Here is an 18,790-nt window from a genome sequence, read left to right on the forward strand (position 1 = left end):
GGGCGGTGAGCAGCTAGCCCACCGTGGGCCGGTCGATGGCGAGCACCTCGCCGAGGGTTCCCCACTCGTTCCGGCCCAGGCGGGTCAGCGGATCCAGCCGGTCCGCCAGGGGGAGGGCGCGGCCGCGGGCATCCGTGCTGAGCGTGTCCGTGTCCACCGCCACGTGGACCACCCGCCCGAGCACCATGAAGTTCCCGCCCACCGGGATGATGCTCTCCAGCACGCATTCCAGTACGGCGGGGGAGTCGGCCACCCGGGGAGGCACGACGGCGGCCGAGGGCTCGGGCGCGATCCCGGCCGCCTCGAACTCGCTCACCCCGGAGGCGTAGGGCGCCGAGGTCTGGTTGGCCGCCTCGAACTGGGGCCGGGAGACCAGGGAGACCGTGAACTGGCCGGTGGCCTCGACGTTCGTGAGGGTGTCCTTGCGGGTGGTCGAGGAGAACATCACGATCGGCGGGGCCTCGGAGACCATCGTGAAGAAGGAGTGCGGCGCCAGGTTGGCGGTGCCGCCGTCGTCCACCGTTCCCACCCAGGCGATCGGCCGTGGGATGAGGATCGACTTCACGAGCAGGGTGGCCTCCCGGTCGCCGAGGGCGATGGGGTCGAACTCGGTGCGCTGGGGGTTCGGGGTGCTCATGGGGACAGTCTGGCAGGCGTGTGCGGGGCTGCTCCGCGGGTCTCCTCTGTGGGTTCCTTCGCGGGTTCCTCCACAACGGTCAGCGCCCTCTGGCCTTGTCCCCAGAAGCCCCCGACCTCAGCCCACGGGGGCGCTGGTCTCTCTAGCGTGGGGCTGACGGACCATGGAGGGACGGGAGGACGGGCATGACAGAACCCAGCGAAGCCCTGGCAGCGGCTCAGAACCTGGTGGGAGGAACGGTTCCCCTGCCACACCAGATCCACTCACCGGAGGTGCTGTGCCCCGCCGTGGGCCAGGCCGTGGACCTGGTAGCCGGGGACGCGCAGCTGCTGAGGATGCTGGAGGCCGCCGTGGTGCAACTCCATCAGGTAGTCGAGGAACTGCGTCTGGTGGCATCGGGCACCCGAGGTGTGGCCGAATCGGTGCACGGTCTGACCGCGATGGACTGGCGATCGCCGGCAGGGGACGCCTTCGTACAGCGGAGCCAACGTCTGCGGGGGCGGGCTGTAGATCTGGCGGAGGTGGCAGAGGAGTCCGCCGGCCTGGCCCGGGCCTCCATCGGCGAGTTGCAGCAGCAGATCGCCCGGCTGCGGGAGGGGCTGCAGGCAGCCAAGGCCGCGGCGGCCACCGTGGTCACGGTGGGGGTGTGCTGAGATGGCCGGAACCGTGCCCGTGCCCACGGGGGTGGGCCGCCCCGGGCTGCTGGACAGCGTGGAGGACCCGATGCAGTACGCATCGCCCCCGGAACCCTCGTTCGCGGTCCGCGGCGGCCCCGGGTCCATCCACGCCAACCTGGACGAGCTCGAGCGCGGCAGCCTGCTCCTGGTGGTCGCCACGGATGAGGCCTCGGCCCTCTCCCTCCGTGCCGCCGGGTGGGGAACCCTGATGTCGGCGGCCGCAGCCCACACCAGTGCTGGACGGGCCCTGGCCGGCCGAACCGCCGAGCTGACTGCCGGGCTGATGTCCCTCAGTGCTGAGGCCGGCGTGCTCGCCGTGACGGTGCGGACGGCGGCCCACACGTATCGCGAGGCCGAGGCGGCCGCCCAGCGGCGCATGGAGGAGTTGCTGGGCGGGGTGGCCATCGTCAGTGCCCTGGGGATCGGCCTGAGTGGACAGCCCCTCCCCGTCCCCCTCACGGAACTGGCCCTGCAGGCCACCCCGGAGGTCCTGGCAGGGCTCCTCGGGATGATGGTCCCGGGCCTAGGACAGGGGTTCCTGATCGCCTCGGAGGTGGCCGGCAGGGCGGCCCGGGACGAGGGAGCCACCGGCGCGCTCTCCGGACCGGAGCAGCTCTACCCCCTGGTCACGGCGATGGGGATGGGCGCCGGCCTGGTGCAGATCGGCCCGGTACGCGCCACCGGGAAGATCCCTCCGGCCGAGGAGTGGGAACAGACGTGGACACCCGGGGGTGAGGGCGCCATCTCCAACGTCATGTCCCACCTGGACCTGGCCCGCGAGGCCGAGCCAGGGTCCGTGCAGATCACGAAGATCACCCCGAGTGGCCCGGGGAGTCCCGAGACGGTGTGGCTCGTCTCCCTCCCGGGGACCCAGACCGGGGACTTCAAGGACGCGAGCGGCTGGTCCACCAACCCCTGGGACATGGGCGGCAACGCCGAGGCGTTGGCGCTGGACTCCCAACACGTCTCGGCCGCCGTGGACGAGGCTCTCCGGGCCGCCGGGGCCGATCAGGACGATGCGCTGGTGTTGACCGGCTACAGCCAGGGTGGCCTGCACGCCGCCCGCATCGCGGCGGATGAGCGGATCGCCGGATCCTATGACGTGCAGGGCCTGCTCACGATCGGTTCACCGACCGGCGAGATCAGGGTCCCGGACAGCGTCGAGGCAGTCCACCTGGAGCATGACGAGGACCTCCCTGCCGCCGCGGACGGGCGGGCCAACCCCCAGGCGGCGAACCGCACCACCCTCACCGTCAGCGGCTATGACGAGGCACTGTACCCCGAGGGCAAGGACGTGATGTCAGGTCACGCCTTCGAGAACTACGCGTTCCACGCGGCGCTCCTGGATCAGGACCCTGACGTGGCGAGGCAGGTGCCGGCCCTCGAGTACCTCGCGGCGCTGACGGCCGGCGGCGGGGTGACCCGGACCGTGCACCTCGAACGGGTCCGCCCCGGCAACCCGAGCAATCCACTCGGCGCCCCTCCAGAAAGGCGTCAGTCTGGGATTCGGCCCGGGCTGCTGGACGGTGTCCGGGACCGCTGAACCACCAGTGCTGACGCTGCCGGGATCAGTCCTGCCTGGAGCGGTTCAGCCCGAAGACGCCATTGGCGATCATGGAGACCACCGAGATGATGATGGCCGCGAAGACCGCCGTCCACCAGAAGGCGTCCACGGTCAGCTGCATCGGCAGGTAGGTGGTCAGCCACACGGTGAGCATGAGCATGCCGGCGTTGATGATGACGGTGAACAGGCCCAGCGTCAGGCAGGTCAGCGGCAGCGCCAGCAGGGAGATGATCGGCTTGACCACCGCGTTGACCGCACCGAACACGAGTCCGATGACCAGGTAGGCGATCACGGTGTTCACGGTCGAGTCGCCGGTATCCGCAAAGGTGCTGGAGGGGATGACCTCCATGCCGGACAGGATGAGGGTGGCTACCCAGAGGGCCAGCCCGTTGACGATGACGCGGAGCAGGAATTTGACCATGTGACCATGCTCCCACGTCACACCTCGGCTCGGAGGGGTGAGGTGCGCAGGCGAGGGACCGTTGGGCGGGGCTAGGCTGGAGGCCATGAACGAGCCGCACCCCATCCGCCCCAGACCGGTACTCTCCCAGCTCCCGGCCTACGCCGCGGGCAAGGCGGCCGCACCGGTGGAGGGACTCGTCTCCTACAAGCTCTCCTCCAACGAGAATCCCTACGGCCCGGTCCCCGCGGTACGCGCCGCACTCGCGGAGTTCACGGACTACTGCCGCTACCCGGACCCGCTGTCCACCGCCCTGCGGGAGCGGCTCGGCCAGCACCTGGACCTCTCGCCGCAGGACATCGTCACGGGAGCCGGCTCGCTCGGAGCGCTGACCCAGATCATCACCACCTTCGCCGGGGCCAACCCGGACGGCGTGCAGGACGAGGTCATCTACGCCTGGCGTTCGTTCGAGGCCTATCCCATCATCGTGCGCGCCGCCGGGGCCCGGGACATCCAGGTCCCCCTCACGGCCGACTTCCGCCATGACCTGGACGCCATGGCCGCCGCCATCACGGAGCGCACCCGGGTGATCATCCTCTGCACGCCCAACAACCCCACCGGCCCGGCCCTGACCGGGGCGGACGTGGAGGCGTTCCTGGACCGGGTGCCGCAGGACGTCCTGGTGGTCCTCGACGAGGCCTATACGGAGTTCATCACCCAGCCGGACGCCGTCGACGCCCTGGCGGTGTACCGCCGGCATGACAACGTGGTGGTGCTGCGCACCTTCTCCAAGGCCCACGGCCTGGCGAACCTGCGGGTGGGCTACTCCGTCTCCCACCCGCACATCACCCAGTACCTGCGCGTGCTGGCCACCCCGTTCGCCGTGTCCTCGGTGGCCGAGCATGCCGCGATCGCCTCCCTGGACCACCTGGACGAGGTCGATGAGCGGGTCGCCAGGATCGTGGCCGAGCGCGGTCGGGTCATGGCCGGGCTGGCCGAGCTGGGCTGGGATGTGCCGGACTCCCAGGGCAATCTCGTCTGGCTGCCCCTCGGGGAGCGCGCGCCGGAGTTCGTGGAGGCCGCCGGGCGCCGTGCGCTGGCCGTGCGTGGCTTCGGCACCGAAGGCGTGCGCGTCACGATCGGTGAGGCCGAGGCCAACACCCGCTTCCTCGAGCTCTGCGCAGACTTCCCGCCGAGCCCATGATTCAGCAACCCCCGCCGTGGGTGGTCAGTTGGTGCTGCGGTTGTTCGGTTGATCGCCACGGGAAGTGACCACCCACGAGAAGTGACCACCCACGCCAGGTGACCACACGGGGTGAGTGGCAATTCGCCGGGCACAGAACGCGCGAGTAGAGAGCGTCGCGACTAGTCTTGATCCGGACCGTCGCCCGATGCGCCGGGAGAGAAGGAGTTCCACGTGAGTGAACCGCAGCAGCCGAGCCAGGCGACCACGCTGCCGGCCGGAGCCGTCCAACTGCTGGATGCCGTGGGCACCCTGCATCAGGACGCACGGTTCACGCCCTACCTGGCGGACCTCGACCACGCCGCCCTGCAGCGGATGTACCGGTTGATGGCCACGGAACGCCGCGTGGACGCGGAGGGCACCTCGCTCCAGCGCCAGGGTCAGCTCGCCCTGTGGGTCCCCGCCATCGGTCAGGAGGGTGCCCAGGCCGGGGCCCTGACGGCGCTGCGGGAGGACGACTGGATCTTCCCGACCTACCGCGAGCACCTTTTCGCCCTGGGCCGCGGCGTCACCCCCCACCAGCTGTTCGAGCTGTTCCGCGGCGTTTCCCATGCCGGTTGGACGGCCGAGGACCACCGCCTCCAGCCCTACACGCTCGTGCTCGCAGCCCAGACCCTGCACGCCACCGGCTACGCCTGGGGCATCCAGCGTGACCAGGCCGGTTGGGACGAGGACCGCGTGCGGCGGGAAGGGCAGATCGCCCTCGCCTGCTTCGGGGACGGGGCCTCCTCCGAGGGGGACGTCCACGAGTCCATGGTGTTCGCCGCCAGCTACGACCTGCCCGTGGTGTTCTTCTGCCAGAACAACCAGTGGGCCATCTCCGTGCCCGCCACCACCCAGACCCGGGTCCCCCTGGCCCAGCGCGCCGCGGGCTACGGCTTCGAGGGCGTGACCGTGGACGGCAATGACCCGCTGGCCATGTACGCCGTGACCGCCTGGGCCGCCGAACAGGCCCGTACCGGGGCAGGGCCGGTCCTGGTGGAGGCCCACACCTTCCGCGTGGGGGCGCACACCACCGCGGACGATCCCACCAAGTACCGGACCCGCGAGGTCGAGACGGACTGGGCCTCGGCGGACCCCCTGGTGCGCCTCGAGGCATATCTGCGGGCCACCGGCGCGGCCGGCGAGGACCCGGAGGCGTTCTTCGCGGACGTGGAGGCGGAGGGAGAGCGCCTCGCAACCGCCAGTCGCGAGGCCGTGCTGTCCATGACCGGGGAGGCGATCGCCCCGCTGGACGAGGTCTTCGACACCGTGTACGCGGAGCCGCATCCGCTGGTTGCCGAGGAGCGGGAGTGGCACCTCCAGTGGCAGGCCGGCTTCGCCGACGCGCCCGACGCCGGCCCCGCAGGCTCCCCGGGTGCCGTCACCCCGGGTGCCGAGGGAGGCCGCGCATGAGCACCGAGACCCTGACCATCGCCAAGGCCGTCAACCGGGCCCTGGCGGACGAGCTCGCGCAGGACGAGAAGGTCCTGCTCATGGGCGAGGACATCGGCTCGCTCGGCGGTGTGTACCGCGTGACCGAGGGGCTCAAGGCCACCTATGGGCCCGAGCGGGTGGTGGATTCCCCGCTGGCCGAGTCCGGGATCATCGGCACCTCGATCGGCCTGGCGCTCCGGGGGTACCGCCCCGTGACCGAGATCCAGTTCGACGGCTTCGTCTTCCCGGGCTTCAACCAGATCACCACTCAGCTGGCCAAGATGCGCGCCCGCACCCGCGGTGCCGCCACCGTGCCCGTGACCATCCGTATCCCCTACGGCGGGGGCATCGGCTCGATCGAGCATCACTCCGAGTCGCCCGAGGCCCTGTTCGCCCACACCCCGGGGCTGCGGATCATCACGCCCTCCAACGCCCAGGACGCCTACTGGATGACGCGCCAGGGCATCCAGTCTGCGGACCCGGTCATCATCTTCGAACCCAAGCGCCGGTACTGGCTCAAGGGCGAGGTGGACACGGCCGAGGACGGTCACGGTGGCCTCGGTCCCTTCCAGGCCCAGGTGGTCCGCTCCGGCACGGACGCCACGGTGGTGGCCTATGGCCCGCTCGTCCCCGTGGCCCTGGCCGCCGCGAACGCCGCCGCGGAGGACGGCCGCTCGCTCGAGGTCGTGGACCTGCGCTCGCTCTCCCCGATCGACTTCAGCACCCTGCAGGCCTCACTGGAGAAGACCGGCCGCATGGTGATCGCCCACGAGGCCCCGACCTTCGGCGGCCTCGGCGGGGAGATCGCCGCCCGGCTGTCCGAGCGGTCCTTCCTGCACCTGGAGGCACCGATCATCCGCGTGGGCGGCTTCCACCTGCCCTACCCGCCGTCACGCGTGGAGGAGCAGTACCTGCCGGACCTGGACCGCATCCTCGACGCCGTGGACCGCACCTTCGCGTACTGACCGCCTACTGACTGCCGGGAGGCACCCCATGGAGATCTTCACCCTGCCGGACGTCGGCGAGGGCCTGACCGAGGCCGAAATCACCGAGTGGAAGGTGGCGGTCGGGGACACGGTCGCCGTCAACGATGTCCTCTGCGAGATCGAGACCGCCAAATCCCTCGTCGAGCTGCCCAGCCCCTACGCCGGCACTGTCGCTGAGTTGATGGCCCCCACCGGCCAGACCATCGAGGTGGGCGCCCCCATCATCGGCATCTCCACGGAAGCCTCACCGGGATCCTCGGCTTCGCCCGACACCTCAGGTACAACGCAGGGTGGCGCCGTGGAGACCGGCTACACCATGCCGGAGGAGGCCGGGGGCAGCGCCGAGGACGGCGTCGGCGAAGAGGCCCCCGTGCCCACCGACGGCGGTGACACCTCCGGAGGTTCGGCCGAATCCGCGTCCTCCGCCTCATCCTCCTCGTCCGGTGCCGCCCTGACCGGCTCGGGCCCGAAGGCCGACGCGGCCACCCGCCGCCCCCGCAAGGCCTCATCCGCCCCGGCGCCGGCACCGGCAGGCGGCCCCACCACGGACCCGGCGGCGCCCGTTGCGGGGGTGCCCTCCGGTCAGACCGCGGTCGCCCCCTCGTGGAGCCCGCGCCTGCGCGAGGAGCCCCCCGTCCGGCCCTCCGAGCCCACCACCGCGGCGACGCGCGGGCTGAAGCTGCCGGCCGCCGTCGGGCAATGGGTGGCTGCCGGGCGCGAACGCCAGACGGAAGTGGCGGGACTGTTCGAACGCGTGCTGGCCAAGCCGCCGGTGCGGCGGATCGCCAAGGAACTCGGCGTGGACCTGACCAAGGTGCGCGCCACGGGCCAGTTCGGTGAGGTGACGCGGACGGACGTGGAGGACTACCTGGCCGAGCGCGAGACGAACATCGACACCTCGAGCTCATTCTGGATGCCGGACGCCGGCGACAACGCGGCACGGACCGAGCGGATCCGGGTCAAGGGCGTGCGCAAGGCGACCGCCACGGCGGTGTCAGAGTCCTACCGGGACGCCCCGCACGTCTCGATCTTCGTGGACGTGGACGCCTCCCGGACCATGGAGTTCGTCAAGCGGCTGAAGGCCTCCCGGGAGTTCGAGGGCGTCAAGGTCACGCCGCTGCTGATCCTGGCCAAGGCCGTCATCTGGGCCGCGGCGCGCAACCCGCACGTCAACGCCTCGTGGACGGACGAGGAGATCCTCGTCAAGCACTACATGAACCTGGGGATCGCGGCCGCCACCCCGCGCGGGCTGCTGGTGCCGAACATCAAGAACGCCAATGAGCTCTCCCTCCGCGATCTGGCGGAGGCCCTGGGGACCCTGGCCAAGCGGGCCAAGGACGGCAAGACGCAGCCGGCGGAGATGGCGGACGGGACCATCTCCATCACCAACATCGGGGCGCTCGGGATCGATACGGGTACGCCGATCATCAACCGTGGCGAGGTGGCCATCGTGGCCTTCGGGACCATCCGGCAGAAGCCGTGGGTGGTCTCCGGGGAGGTCATCCCGCGGTGGATCACCACCCTCGGCGGCTCCTTCGACCATCGCGTGGTGGACGGGGACCTCTCCGCCCGCTTCATGGCGGACGTGGCGGCGATCATGGAGGAGCCGGCGCTGCTGCTGGAGTAGGCCCTGCCCGAGCAGGCCCGAGCTGCCTGAGTGGACCCCGCAGCAGCCTGAGACGGGCCGAGCGTCAGATCTCGGCGAACATGTCCGGGACGGACAGCTCCCCGGTGACGGTGCCGTACTTGCGGGCGCTGGCGGCCAGTTCCTCCTGGGCCTCCAGGTCGAAGTCCGCGCGGAACCGCGGCAGCTTGATCTGCTCCAGCACCTCCGGTGGGGTCTGGGTGTAGGTGCCGGTGATCCGCCGGACCTCGTCCGGGTTCTCCTGCGCGTACTCCAGCCCGCGGACCAGACCATCCCGGAAGGCCCGGACCAGCTCCGGATCGCTCTCGAGGGTGTCCTCGCTGGCGAAGTAGCCGCCGGTGTCCAATTCCGGATTGGCCTCGGCGTACGGCCACGCGACCGCCACCATCCCGGCCTCGAGGGCGGGGGTGACGAAGGGCTCCACCACCACACCGGCGTCAAGCTGCCCGTTCTCCAGGGCCGCCTGGACGTCCGGGAAGCCCATCTCCATGAACTCCAGGGTGGCCCCGTCCCCACCGGCCTTGTCCAGGGCCTGACGGCAGGCGGTGTCCCCGATGTTGGCCAACTGGTTGGAGGAGAGCATCTTGCCCTCCAGGTCCTCGATGCTCGTGAACCCGGAGTCCGGGGCGGCGATCAGCGCCACGTTGTCCTCGCCGGGCTCGCCCGTGGTGGTGGAGCCGGAGCAGAAGAACTTCAGGCCGATGCCCTGGGACCGTGCCACCATCATGGACACCACGTTGCCGAAGGCGAAGTCGAACTGGCCCGAGGAGACCCCGGGGAAGGAGATGGCCCCGCCGGAGGTGTTCTCGATGGTGACGTCCAGTCCGGCCTCCTCGAAGAAGCCCTGTTCCTTCGCCAGGTGCAGGGGTGCCACATCGACGATCGGGATGGCTCCGACCGTCACCGCCCGGAGCCCACCGGAACCCCCGCTGGCCGAGCCGCCGGTCCCGGTGGTGGGGCCGGAGCCACCGTTGCCGGCCGGGTCGCCCGAACCGCAGGCGGCAGCGGTCCCTGCCACCAGGGCCGCGGTACCCACGGCGAGCAGTCCCCGCCGGGTCAGTCGGGTGTCTCGCGTCTCCATGGTCATTCTCCCTCCGCGAAGCTGTGGGCCAGCACCCAGGAGGGGAAGTCGGCGATCTTCGCGTCGATGAGGATCGGCCGGTCCCGGGGCCCGTCCAACCACTTCTGCACGGGGGCCAGGTCGGACTCCTGCCGCACGGTCACGGCCGCGCAGCCGAAGCCGGTGGCGATCGCGGCGATGTCCGTCGGCGGGAACTGCACGGTGTCCAGCCGGTCGGTCTCGTGCACGAAGTGGTGCACCTCGGCCCCGTAGGCGGCGTCGTTGTAGACCACCACCATCAGCGGCATCTTCAGTCGCACGGCGGTCTCCAGCTCCACGAGTGACATCAGCAGTCCGCCGTCGCCCACCCCGGCGATTGCGATCCGGTCCGGGTGGGCCAGTTGGGAGCCCATGGCGCTGGACAGGGCCAGCCCGATGGACTGGAAGGCCAGCGGGACGCAGTAGCCGGTGTTGTCCGGCACCCGGAAGTGCATGGCCGGGTAGGCGTTGAAGTTGCCGCCGTCCGGCACCACCACTCGCTCCATCGGCACCATCTCGTCCAGCCGGTTGGTCAGCAGACGCGGGTCGATCCGCCCGCTGTCCGGCTCGCCGGCCACCACGGGCTCGGAGACGTCCGTGAAGGGTTGGTCCCGCCAGTTCAGGGACTCGGCCACCCGCGCCCGGGTCGCCTCGGTCCGGTAGCCGGTGCGCGGGGACTCGGAACCCAGTCGCGAGGCCAGGGCGAGGTCCACCGCGGCGGCGGTCAGCCCGGAATCGCCCAGGATGGTGACGTCCACCGGGTAGTGGAGCCCGAACGCGTCCGGGGTGTCATCCACTTGGATGACCGTCTTGCCGCGCAGGTGCGTGCCGTCCCGGGTGGTCCACCGGTTCAGGGCCGCGCCGAAGACGAGCAGCAGATCGGCCTCGGCCACCAGCTCGGCGGCACCGTCGGTGGAGAAGCCGCCCATCACGTCCAGATGCCACGGGTCCTCGTGGAAGAGCCCGCGTCCCACCGCCGAGGTGGTCAGCAGGGCACCGGCACGTTCGGCCAGGGCACGGATGGGCCCGATGGCGGCCGCGGCACCCCGGCCGCCCACGATCACCGGTCGCTCGGCGCCGGCCAGCAGCCCGGCGATGCGTTCGGCGGACTCCGGGGAGGCTCCGGCCGGGGTGGCGGGCACCGGTGGGGCCGCCTGCTCCACGAGGGCGCGCTGCGCCTCGGGGATGGTGCCCTCCTGGACGTCGAGCGGCATGGACAGCACCACGGTGCGGCGGTTGTTGACGGCACGGGTGACGGCGCGGATGGTGTCCGCCACGGCGGAGGCGGGGGAGTGCAGCCGTTCGGCCACCGCCCCCATGCCCTCCACCACGCGGTCCTGGTCGATGTAGAAGTTGGAACCGTACTGACCGCCCGGGGTGTCTCCGGCGATCACCAGCACGGGGGTGCGGGACTTGGCGGCCTCGCCGATGCCGGTCAGGGCGTTGGAGAGCCCGCAGCCCTGGTGGACGGTGACCACGGAGAGCCGGCCGGTGGAGCGTGAGTAGGCGTCCGCCATGCAGGCGGCTCCCATCTCATGCCGGGCCGCGGTGAAGGGAATCCCCTCCGGGCGTTCGGCATCCGGTGCGATCAGCGCGTCGGTGGCCCGAAAGTTGCCGGAGCCCACCACGCCGAACACGTGGGCGGCACCCATCCTCGCGATGATGCGGCCCACGGCCTCGCTGACCTTCAGGGGGGTGCTGGCCGCGGTCTGGGCCGCGGCGGGGGTGTTCATGGTCTTGGCGTTCACGGGGTCTCCTCCGGTAGTAGGGCATCCAGGTTCGGGGCGTCATCGATCACGCCGTACTTCACGGCGGAATCGCCCAGGGCGGCTATCGCCTCCCGGGAGAAATCGGTCTTGAACCGGGGAAGGGTGATGCGCTCGAGGACCTCCGGATCGATCTCGGTGTACTCGCCGATGACCTCGCGGACCACCTCCGGATTCTCCTGGCTGAACTCCATGGACCTGCGCATGGCGCGGGTGAAGGCCTCCACGTCCTCCGGGCGCTGATCGAGGGTGTCCTCTGAGGTGAAGTAGCCTCCGATGTCCAGCTCAGGGTGCGCCTCGGCGTAGGGCCAGGACACGGCCTTCAGCCCGGCGTCGAGGGACTGGGTCAGGTAGGGCTCCAGGACGAGGGCCGCCTCGACCTGCCCGTTCTGGACGGCCGCGGCGGCGTCACCGAAGGCCAGCTCGATGAAGTCCATCTCCGCCCCGTCCCCGCCGGCGTTGTCCACGGCCTGGCGGATGGAGGTGTCCCCGATGTTCAACAGGTTGTTCGAGGAGGAGGTGTGACCCTGCAGGTCTGCGGTGGAGTCCAGCTCCGAGTCCTCCAGAGCCACCACGGCAGCGAAGTCTGCGCCCTCCTCGCCCGTGGTGGTGGTCCCATTGGCCACGTACGTCAACGGCAGGCCCTGATCCCTGGCCACCATCAGGGAGACGGTGTTGCCGAAGGCGAAGTCGTAGTCGCCGGCGACCACGCCGGGCACGGCGATGGCGCCGCCGGAGGTGTTGACGACGTCCACGTCGAGGCCCTCATCCTCGAAGAAGCCCTCCTGCACGCCCACGTGGATCGGGGCGACGTCCCCGATGGGAATGGCACCGACGGTGATGGGGGTCAGGTCGCCGGAGGCCGTCTCGGAGCCGGCGGAGTCCGAGGCCGCCTCCCCGGAACCGCCTGCGGGGGAGCCGGATCCGCAGGCGGTGAGGCCGAAGGCGAGGAGGGTAGCGAGGGCGATGGCCCCGGCACCCCCGGTGTGGCGGCGGGCCGGGCGGCGCGCAGCGCGTTGCTGCGAGAGCGGTGCACGCGGTGTGGGGGTCATCGGTGGAGTGGTCATGCTGGCACCCTATGATGCGGGTCACACCCGGTCCAATGATCATTCCGGCATTGGCTCATAGACGGGGTCTAGAGGTCGCGCAGGAGGCCCACCACCCACGGGACGAACCAGGCCGTGGCGGAGGTGGGTGCGCGCGGAGCGGCATAGGCGTGCACGGTGACGTCCGTGTCCTCGAAGGGCAGGGGCCACTCCTGGATGTCCCAGGCCCCGGTCCACTCGGGCATCAGGATCTGCGGGACGAAGGCCAGCAGGTCCGTGCCCGCCACGAGGGACGGGATGGCGGAGAACGTGGAGACCGCCACGGACCCTGCGGCGGGTTGGGGCATCCGGGATTCGACGAGGGTGTGCCCCGTGGACCCCCGGATCACCACTCGAGCGGCGTCGGAGAGCTCCTCGACGGTCGGCGGGTGGGGGCCCAACCGGCCGGCGCGGGCCACGCAGATGTAGCGGTCCCACCGCAGGGGCAGGGCTCGGACCTCGCCGGGTGGCGGGGTGGAGGCGATGGCCAGGTCCAGGGCGCCGGTCCTCAGGTCTTCGGCCGCACTGCCGGTGTCCAGGAGCACCACGTCCAGACTGCATCTGGGTGCGGCTGCTGTCAGGGCGGGGACGAGGCGCGGCAGGAAGACCAGCTGGCCGAGGTCCGTCAGGGCGATCCGGAAGGTGGTGGTGGCCTGGGCCGGGGTGAAGTCGGCCAGGCTGGCCACGGCGGCGTCGGCGGCCGCCGGCAGCGTGGCCACCTCCGCGTAGAGCTGCTCCGCCGCGCGGGTGGGGCGGACGCCACGGCCTGAACGGGCGAAGAGCTCGTCCCCCGTGGTCCGGCGCAGGCGGTTGACCGCGTGGGTGATGGACGGCTGGGTGAGGTTGAGTCGTTCGGCCGCTGCCGTGAGCGTGCCCTCCTCCATGACGGCCACGAACACCCGGATGAGGTTCAGGTCCAGCAAGGCGCCTCCTTCTCAGCCATCGACGGCATGCATGAGACCCATCGATCTGTTGAGGGTCATAATCGTTGACGTATTGAACTAAGGGGAATAGCTGTCTAGGCTGGCCACAGCCTGTGGAGCGGGTCACAATATTGTTGACGAAAATGTCAGCATAGCCGTCCCCCACACGACCACCCCCTGTCGCGAGCGGAGCACCACGATCGATGACTGAACCTGTACCGTCCACCGGCGCGCCGGGCCATCATGGCCCGGGCGGGTCCGGAGACACCCACCGTGAATCGGAGATTGAGCGGTTGCACCGTCTCGAGTCCTCCAGCGGTTCCGACCGCCGCCGCGGAGACGTCCGGCGGCACACCGATGCGGCCACCGTGGCCGGCCTCGATATCCCCACGCGGCCGGATCCGGCCGCTCCGCGCACGTCAGTGGCGCAGTCCGGCGTGACCGGTCGGCCGACGTCGTCCGGTCCGTCCCGGGCCACGCGCAAGCCGCGCCGGAACTGGGGCACCAAGTCCCTGGGCCTGGTAGGCCTGCTGGGCTTCCTGGTGATCTGGGAGCTGTTGCCGCGCACGGGGATCGTCAATCCGACGTTCCTGCCGCCGGCCTCGGCTGCCATCGCAGACCTGTTCCGCAACCTGGGGCTGACGGCGTTCTGGCAGGCCGTGGGTGACACCATGTGGCAGTGGCTGCTGGGCATGCTGATCGCCTGCATCGCGGCGTCCGTGCTGGGTTTCATCATCGGCTCCTCCACGTTCCTGCGCCGGTTCACGAACTCGACGATCGAGTTCATGCGCCCGGTGCCCTCGGTGGCACTGATCCCGTTGGCCGTGCTGCTGTTCGGCGTGCAGATCGAGTCGGCGCTGCTGCTGATCGTCTACGCCTCCTTCTGGCAGGTGCTGATCCAGGTCCTGTACGGGGTGGCGGACGTGGACAACGTGGCCATGAACACCGCCCGGTCCTATGGGCTGGGCCCGATGGCACGGCTGCGGTACGTCATCTTCCCCACGGCGTTGCCGTACCTGATGACCGGGGTGCGTCTGGCCTCGGCGGTGGCGTTGATCCTGGCCATCACGGCCCAGCTGATCATCGGCAACCCGGGTCTGGGTGCTGAGATCGCCAAGGCCCAGTCCGGTGGTTCCTACGTGGCGATGTACGCCCTCATCCTGGCGACCGGCCTGCTCGGCGTCATCATCAACCTGGTCATGCGCATGATCGAGCGCCGGGTGCTGTCCTGGCACTCCTCGGTCCGAACGGAGGTCGCCTCATGAGCGCCGAAGCCCCCCTCGCCTCGCCCGCCAACGTGCCCGGAGCGGCAGTCGGGCCGGCCGGATCCGCGCCCGGGCCGGCGTCGTCCCCGGTGAAGAGGAGGTCCGCCGGGTCCAAGCGCGCCGTCGGCGTGGCCAGGAGCCTGTTCTTCATCGCCGCACTGCCCGTGATCCTGGTGCTGATCTGGTATTTCTCCACGGCCTTCGGGGAGAAGAACTTCTTCGTGCCCACGCCCGCCCTGTTGTTCGAGACCTTCTTCGACACCTGGACCGGAAACAGGATCACCACGGACGTCATCCCCTCGCTGACCCGCCTGCTGATCGGGATCGCCGGTTCCATCCTGATCGGGATCATCGGCGGCCTGCTGATCGGCTCGGTGCGCTGGCTGCGGGCCCTGACGGAGCCGACCCTGGAGTTCTTCCGGGCGATCCCGCCGACCGTGTTGATCCCGGTGCTGATGCTGCTGATCGGCATCGGCGACGACATGAAGATCGCGGTGATCATCTCCGGTGCGGTGTGGCCGATCCTGTTGAACACCATTGAGGGCGTGCGGTCCATGGACGAGGTCCTGGCAGACACCACCCACACGTACGGGATCAAGGGCCTGAACCGGGTCCGTTACCTGATCCTGCCCTCCGCCATGCCGCAGATCATGGCCGGCATCCGCCAGTCCCTCTCGATCGCGCTGATCCTGATGGTGATCTCCGAGATGTTCGCCGCCTCCTCGGGCCTGGGCTTCACGATCGTGCAGTTCCAGCGCTCCTTCGCGATCCCGGAGATGTGGTCCGGCATCGTGCTGCTGGGCATCATCGGCGTGATCATGTCCTTCATCTTCCAGCTGATCGAGCGCAACGTGCTGCGCTGGTACCACGGCCTGAGGGAGATCGAGAATGCAGCCTGAGCCCGCGCCCCACCAGAGCCCCCACGAGACCCCCATCGAGAAGGAAGCCACCATGACTTCTGAGCAGACCTCCACCCCAGGCGCCGTGACCTCCCAGGGCGGGGTGGCCGACACCCCGGACGGGCGCATCACCGTGGGCAAGACCCTTCCAGACGGCGAGGCCATGCTGGCCGTTCGCAACATGAAGAAGGTCTATCACACGGACGGTGGTGACATCGAGGCCGTCCGCAACCTCACCTTCGACCTGCCCCAGGGCCAGCTGGCCTGCCTGGTGGGCCCCTCCGGCTCGGGCAAGACCACCCTGCTCAAGTGCATCGCGGGCCTGCTGGAGCCCAGTGCCGGGCAGGTCACCCTGCATGGCAAGAAGGTCACCGGGCCGCCGAAGTCCATGGCCGTGGTCTTCCAGGAGTACGGCCGGTCCCTGTTCCCCTGGATGCGTGTGCGGGACAACGTGGAGCTGCCGTTGAAGAACGCCGGCATGGACAAGGCCCAGCGGGACGAACTCGTGGACAACGCACTGGAGGCCGTGGGCCTGGCCCACGTGCCCAAGTCCTACCCCTGGCAGCTCTCCGGCGGCATGCAGCAGCGCGTGGCGATCGCCCGCGCCGTGGCCTACCAGCCGCAGGTGCTGCTGATGGACGAGCCCTTCGCCGCCGTGGACGCCCAGACCCGCGCCGACCTCGAGGACCTGGTCCGCAGTGTCTGGAAGAAGCTCGGCGTCTCCATCCTGTTCGTCACCCATGACATCGATGAGTCGGTCTACCTGGGTGAACGCGTGATCATCCTGTCCTCCTCGCCCACCGTGATCCAGGAGGACCTGCTGATCGACCTGCCGGCCGAGCGCGACCAGCTCGAGACGCGCTCCTCCAAGCGCTTCGCCGAGCTGCGTCACCACGTCTACGAGCAGATCCAGCTCGCCAAGAAGGGCTTCCGCCCCGAGGACTCCATCGCCCAGTAGCGCAGCCACCCCTCCTTTGAGGGCAATCTCACCGTGAGGGCGATTTCACTGTGAGGGCGATCCCACGGCCTGGGTCGCCCTCACACTGCTCTCCAGGGGCGGGAAGACGGGGCGGCCGGGCGTGTCATCCACAGGTGGGGTAGCGGTGGGCGCGGCGTGCGCGCACCTCCCGTCACGCTGGCAGCATGTCACGACGACGGCCGCTCCCCGAATTCTTCCGGCATGCCCCCTTCAGCCGGTCCCGGGCGATGGCAGACCGACTGCCCCAGAGTCGACTCCAGTGCGCAGACGTCGAACATCTCGGCTACGGCCTCTACCGGGACCGCGCGGCTCCGGCGCTCACGTGGGCTGACGTGGGACTGGACGAACCACCGCACGGCCAGGGCCCCGGTTTCCTGCGGGCACTGCTGGAGTCCACCGAGGGGATCCTGTCCCACCAGTCGGCGGCGCACCTGTACGGGATCCCCCTGCCGCCCTGGCTGGCAGGGGGACCTGAGGGCGGACACGATGAGGACGACGACCGGTGGAAAGTGCAGGTCACCGGTCCAGGGATGCACCTGCGCAGCCGTCGCGAGGGAGTCGCGGGGCACCGGCGCCGGTTGACCGCAGGTGACGTCGTCGTCCGACACGGCCTGACCTGCACCTCGCCGGAACGGACCTGGCTGGACCTGGCGGCCCTGTTCCGGGTGGGGCAGGAAGAGCATCTGGTCGTGGCCGGTGACCACCTGGTCAAGCATCCGTGGGGGGACGGAGGCCGCCGAAAGCCGATCAGCACGCCGGCCCGGCTGCGGGATGCGCTGTACCAGTCCCCACGGTTCAAGGGGATCCGGTTGGCACGAGCCGCACTGCCCCACGTCCGGGTGGGTGCGGACTCGCCGACTGAGACCATCGTGAGGTTACGCCTGGTGGATGCCGGTCTGCCCGAACCGGACCTGCAGGTGCACGCCACCGAACTGGCCTCAGACCCCTATCCGGCGGACCTGGGCTACCGTGAGGTCAGGATCGCCCTGCAGTACGACGGCAAGCACCATCTTCACCCTGAGCAGCGGGCCATCGACGCCCGCCGGGATGCCTGGTTCGCCCGTCACGGCTGGGTCGTCATCCGGATCACCGCCGAGGATCTCCAGGACGACCTGCGGGATGTCATCTGGCAGATCAAGGTCCATCTGGTCCGTCTGGCCGCCTGATCGGTTCAGATGTCCGCCCGGCCTGGTCCGTCTGGCCGCCTGATCGGTCCAGATGTCCGCCCGGCCTGGCCCTGCTGGCCATCCTCTCTCGGCCCGCGTGGCCGGCCCCCGACCCCGTGGGATTGCCCTCAAAACGTAGGGGGAGGTTCGCTAGGCTCGGGACCATGACTGACAGCGCGGCGGGGAAGTCCACGGACACGACCCTGGACCGGCTGATCCGGATCCTGGGGGCCTTCGACGCGGACCGCCCCACCCTGACCGTCTCAGCACTCTCCCGCCGCGCGGCGATCCCCCTGCCGACCGCCTACCGGTGGGTCGAGCGGCTCACCGGGGCCGGGCTGCTGGAGCGGGCGGAGGGCGGCGCCGTCGGGCCCGGGATGAGGCTGTGGGAACTGGCCTCACGGTCTGCTCCGGGCACCTCCCTGCGCAAGGCGGCCATGCCCTACATGGACGACGTCCAGGCCGTGCTGCGCCAGCACACCCAGATCGCCGTGCTGGACGCCAGCGGCGTACTTGTCCTCGAGAGGCTCTCTGCCCGCGGGGCGGTGCCCAATCAGGCGACCATCGCCGGACGCATGCCGACGTTCACCACCTCCCTCGGCCTGGTGCTGCTCGCCTTCTCGCGGCGGCATGTCGCGGAGTCCTTCATGACCGAGCACGCCTCGGCCCTCGGCGCGCCCCTACGGGAGATCTGGCACCAGGGCGGCACGGCCCGCAACGTGGTCAACCCGACGGAGTCGGAGTTGCGCAGCCGTCTGGCGGAGGTCCGGCAGCAGGGGTATGCCGCCGTGGACGGGCAGATCGACTCGGAGGCCACGGGGGTGGCCGTGCCGGTGCTCTCCCCGGAGGGGCAGGCCATCGCGGCCCTCGGTGTGGTGGTTCCCGTGTCCTCCGAGTTCCGCCCCGGGCTGGCACCGATGCTGCTGGCCGCCGCGCGTGGCATCAGCCGTGCCCTGGGCCCGGGTGGCACCATGCCACCCTCGGACGCGGTGTTCCCCGAGCACGCGCCGGTGGAGATCCCCGACGACCGGACGTGACGC

Annotated in this window: 17 protein-coding genes; 11 read left to right on the forward strand and 6 right to left on the reverse strand. The window is 70.3% G+C overall.

The features are described 5' to 3' along the window. Positions 1-13 precede the first annotated feature (13 nt). Entirely contained in the window at positions 14-637 is a 624-nt protein-coding gene (locus IMT31_RS10240; RefSeq protein ID WP_413542695.1) for a flavin reductase family protein, read from the reverse strand. Between the two features lie 185 nt (positions 638-822). Here IMT31_RS10240 and IMT31_RS10245 point away from each other — a divergent pair, with 185 nt between their 5' ends. Both IMT31_RS10245 and IMT31_RS10250 read left to right on the forward strand, forming a co-directional pair. Next, positions 823-1,290: a hypothetical protein gene (locus tag IMT31_RS10245; RefSeq protein ID WP_413542696.1), complete on the forward strand. Its 468-nt coding sequence runs from the start codon at positions 823-825 to the stop codon at positions 1,288-1,290. Between the two features lies 1 nt (position 1,291). Then, the gene (locus IMT31_RS10250; protein ID WP_413542697.1) at positions 1,292-2,857 is read left to right on the forward strand and encodes a hypothetical protein; all 1,566 of its coding nucleotides are present in this window, start codon (positions 1,292-1,294) and stop codon (positions 2,855-2,857) included. A 25-nt stretch (positions 2,858-2,882) separates the two neighbouring features. Here the strand turns inward: IMT31_RS10250 and IMT31_RS10255 are convergent, their stop codons facing one another. Further along, on the reverse strand, positions 2,883-3,299 hold the full coding sequence (locus IMT31_RS10255; RefSeq protein ID WP_345362653.1) for a phage holin family protein: 417 nt from the start codon (positions 3,297-3,299) through the stop codon (positions 2,883-2,885). An 85-nt stretch (positions 3,300-3,384) separates the two neighbouring features. Between IMT31_RS10255 and hisC the strand changes: the two genes are divergently transcribed. From hisC to IMT31_RS10275, 4 genes are all read left to right on the forward strand, one after another. After that, positions 3,385-4,482 (forward strand): histidinol-phosphate transaminase, encoded by a 1,098-nt coding sequence (gene hisC, locus IMT31_RS10260; RefSeq protein WP_413542698.1) that lies wholly within the window; start codon positions 3,385-3,387, stop codon positions 4,480-4,482. 213 nt (positions 4,483-4,695) lie between these two features. After that, positions 4,696-5,916: a thiamine pyrophosphate-dependent enzyme gene (locus IMT31_RS10265; protein WP_345362648.1), complete on the forward strand. Its 1,221-nt coding sequence runs from the start codon at positions 4,696-4,698 to the stop codon at positions 5,914-5,916. After that, positions 5,913-6,902, forward strand: coding sequence for an alpha-ketoacid dehydrogenase subunit beta (locus IMT31_RS10270; RefSeq protein ID WP_345362645.1), 990 nt, complete (start codon positions 5,913-5,915; stop codon positions 6,900-6,902). The genes IMT31_RS10265 and IMT31_RS10270 overlap by 4 nt, the downstream gene beginning before the upstream one ends. Before the next feature lie 28 nt (positions 6,903-6,930). Further along, positions 6,931-8,550 carry a dihydrolipoamide acetyltransferase family protein gene (locus IMT31_RS10275; RefSeq protein WP_413542699.1) on the forward strand — a complete coding sequence of 540 codons (1,620 nt, stop codon included), beginning with the start codon at positions 6,931-6,933 and terminating at the stop codon, positions 8,548-8,550. Between the two features lie 64 nt (positions 8,551-8,614). Here IMT31_RS10275 and IMT31_RS10280 read toward each other — a convergent pair whose 3' ends face one another. The 4 genes from IMT31_RS10280 to IMT31_RS10295 all read right to left on the reverse strand — a co-directional run bounded on the left by IMT31_RS10280 (position 8,615) and on the right by IMT31_RS10295 (position 13,441). Next, the gene (locus IMT31_RS10280) at positions 8,615-9,655 is read right to left on the reverse strand and encodes an ABC transporter substrate-binding protein (RefSeq protein WP_413542700.1); all 1,041 of its coding nucleotides are present in this window, start codon (positions 9,653-9,655) and stop codon (positions 8,615-8,617) included. Beyond that, the gene (locus IMT31_RS10285) at positions 9,652-11,415 is read right to left on the reverse strand and encodes a thiamine pyrophosphate-binding protein (protein WP_413542701.1); all 1,764 of its coding nucleotides are present in this window, start codon (positions 11,413-11,415) and stop codon (positions 9,652-9,654) included. The genes IMT31_RS10280 and IMT31_RS10285 overlap by 4 nt, the downstream gene beginning before the upstream one ends. Next, positions 11,412-12,500, reverse strand: coding sequence for an ABC transporter substrate-binding protein (locus IMT31_RS10290; RefSeq protein WP_413542702.1), 1,089 nt, complete (start codon positions 12,498-12,500; stop codon positions 11,412-11,414). The genes IMT31_RS10285 and IMT31_RS10290 overlap by 4 nt, the downstream gene beginning before the upstream one ends. 68 nt (positions 12,501-12,568) lie before the next feature. Beyond that, the gene (locus IMT31_RS10295; protein ID WP_345362630.1) at positions 12,569-13,441 is read right to left on the reverse strand and encodes a LysR family transcriptional regulator; all 873 of its coding nucleotides are present in this window, start codon (positions 13,439-13,441) and stop codon (positions 12,569-12,571) included. A gap of 512 nt (positions 13,442-13,953) precedes the next feature. Between IMT31_RS10295 and IMT31_RS10300 the strand changes: the two genes are divergently transcribed. From IMT31_RS10300 to IMT31_RS10320, 5 genes are all read left to right on the forward strand, one after another. Further along, complete coding sequence (locus IMT31_RS10300) at positions 13,954-14,706, forward strand: ABC transporter permease (RefSeq protein ID WP_413544404.1); 753 nt, start codon at positions 13,954-13,956, stop codon at positions 14,704-14,706. After that, on the forward strand, positions 14,703-15,605 hold the full coding sequence (locus IMT31_RS10305) for an ABC transporter permease (RefSeq protein WP_378109617.1): 903 nt from the start codon (positions 14,703-14,705) through the stop codon (positions 15,603-15,605). The genes IMT31_RS10300 and IMT31_RS10305 overlap by 4 nt, the downstream gene beginning before the upstream one ends. Before the next feature lie 163 nt (positions 15,606-15,768). Beyond that, entirely contained in the window at positions 15,769-16,563 is a 795-nt protein-coding gene (locus IMT31_RS10310; RefSeq protein WP_413544405.1) for an ABC transporter ATP-binding protein, read from the forward strand. A gap of 185 nt (positions 16,564-16,748) precedes the next feature. Then, positions 16,749-17,750, forward strand: coding sequence for an endonuclease domain-containing protein (locus IMT31_RS10315; protein WP_345362600.1), 1,002 nt, complete (start codon positions 16,749-16,751; stop codon positions 17,748-17,750). Positions 17,751-17,914: 164 nt separating this feature from the next. Continuing rightward, positions 17,915-18,787, forward strand: a complete 873-nt coding sequence (locus tag IMT31_RS10320) for an IclR family transcriptional regulator (RefSeq protein WP_345362597.1) — start codon at positions 17,915-17,917, stop codon at positions 18,785-18,787. Positions 18,788-18,790: the final 3 nt, after the last annotated feature.

The sequence above is a fragment of the Citricoccus nitrophenolicus genome (assembly GCF_047305825.1).
Lineage (GTDB): Bacteria > Actinomycetota > Actinomycetes > Actinomycetales > Micrococcaceae > Citricoccus > Citricoccus nitrophenolicus.

Coding starts and splice junctions, on each gene's coding strand:
- IMT31_RS10320 (WP_345362597.1), top strand. CDS start 17,915: ATGACTGACAGCGCGGCGGGGAAGTCCACGGACACGACCCTGGACCGG.
- IMT31_RS10255 (WP_345362653.1), bottom strand. CDS start 3,299: ATGGTCAAATTCCTGCTCCGCGTCATCGTCAACGGGCTGGCCCTCTGG.
- IMT31_RS10250 (WP_413542697.1), top strand. CDS start 1,292: ATGGCCGGAACCGTGCCCGTGCCCACGGGGGTGGGCCGCCCCGGGCTG.
- IMT31_RS10280 (WP_413542700.1), bottom strand. CDS start 9,655: ATGACCATGGAGACGCGAGACACCCGACTGACCCGGCGGGGACTGCTC.
- IMT31_RS10310 (WP_413544405.1), top strand. CDS start 15,769: ATGCTGGCCGTTCGCAACATGAAGAAGGTCTATCACACGGACGGTGGT.
- IMT31_RS10275 (WP_413542699.1), top strand. CDS start 6,931: ATGGAGATCTTCACCCTGCCGGACGTCGGCGAGGGCCTGACCGAGGCC.
- hisC (WP_413542698.1), top strand. CDS start 3,385: ATGAACGAGCCGCACCCCATCCGCCCCAGACCGGTACTCTCCCAGCTC.
- IMT31_RS10315 (WP_345362600.1), top strand. CDS start 16,749: ATGTCACGACGACGGCCGCTCCCCGAATTCTTCCGGCATGCCCCCTTC.
- IMT31_RS10270 (WP_345362645.1), top strand. CDS start 5,913: ATGAGCACCGAGACCCTGACCATCGCCAAGGCCGTCAACCGGGCCCTG.
- IMT31_RS10245 (WP_413542696.1), top strand. CDS start 823: ATGACAGAACCCAGCGAAGCCCTGGCAGCGGCTCAGAACCTGGTGGGA.
- IMT31_RS10290 (WP_413542702.1), bottom strand. CDS start 12,500: ATGACCACTCCACCGATGACCCCCACACCGCGTGCACCGCTCTCGCAG.
- IMT31_RS10240 (WP_413542695.1), bottom strand. CDS start 637: ATGAGCACCCCGAACCCCCAGCGCACCGAGTTCGACCCCATCGCCCTC.
- IMT31_RS10305 (WP_378109617.1), top strand. CDS start 14,703: ATGAGCGCCGAAGCCCCCCTCGCCTCGCCCGCCAACGTGCCCGGAGCG.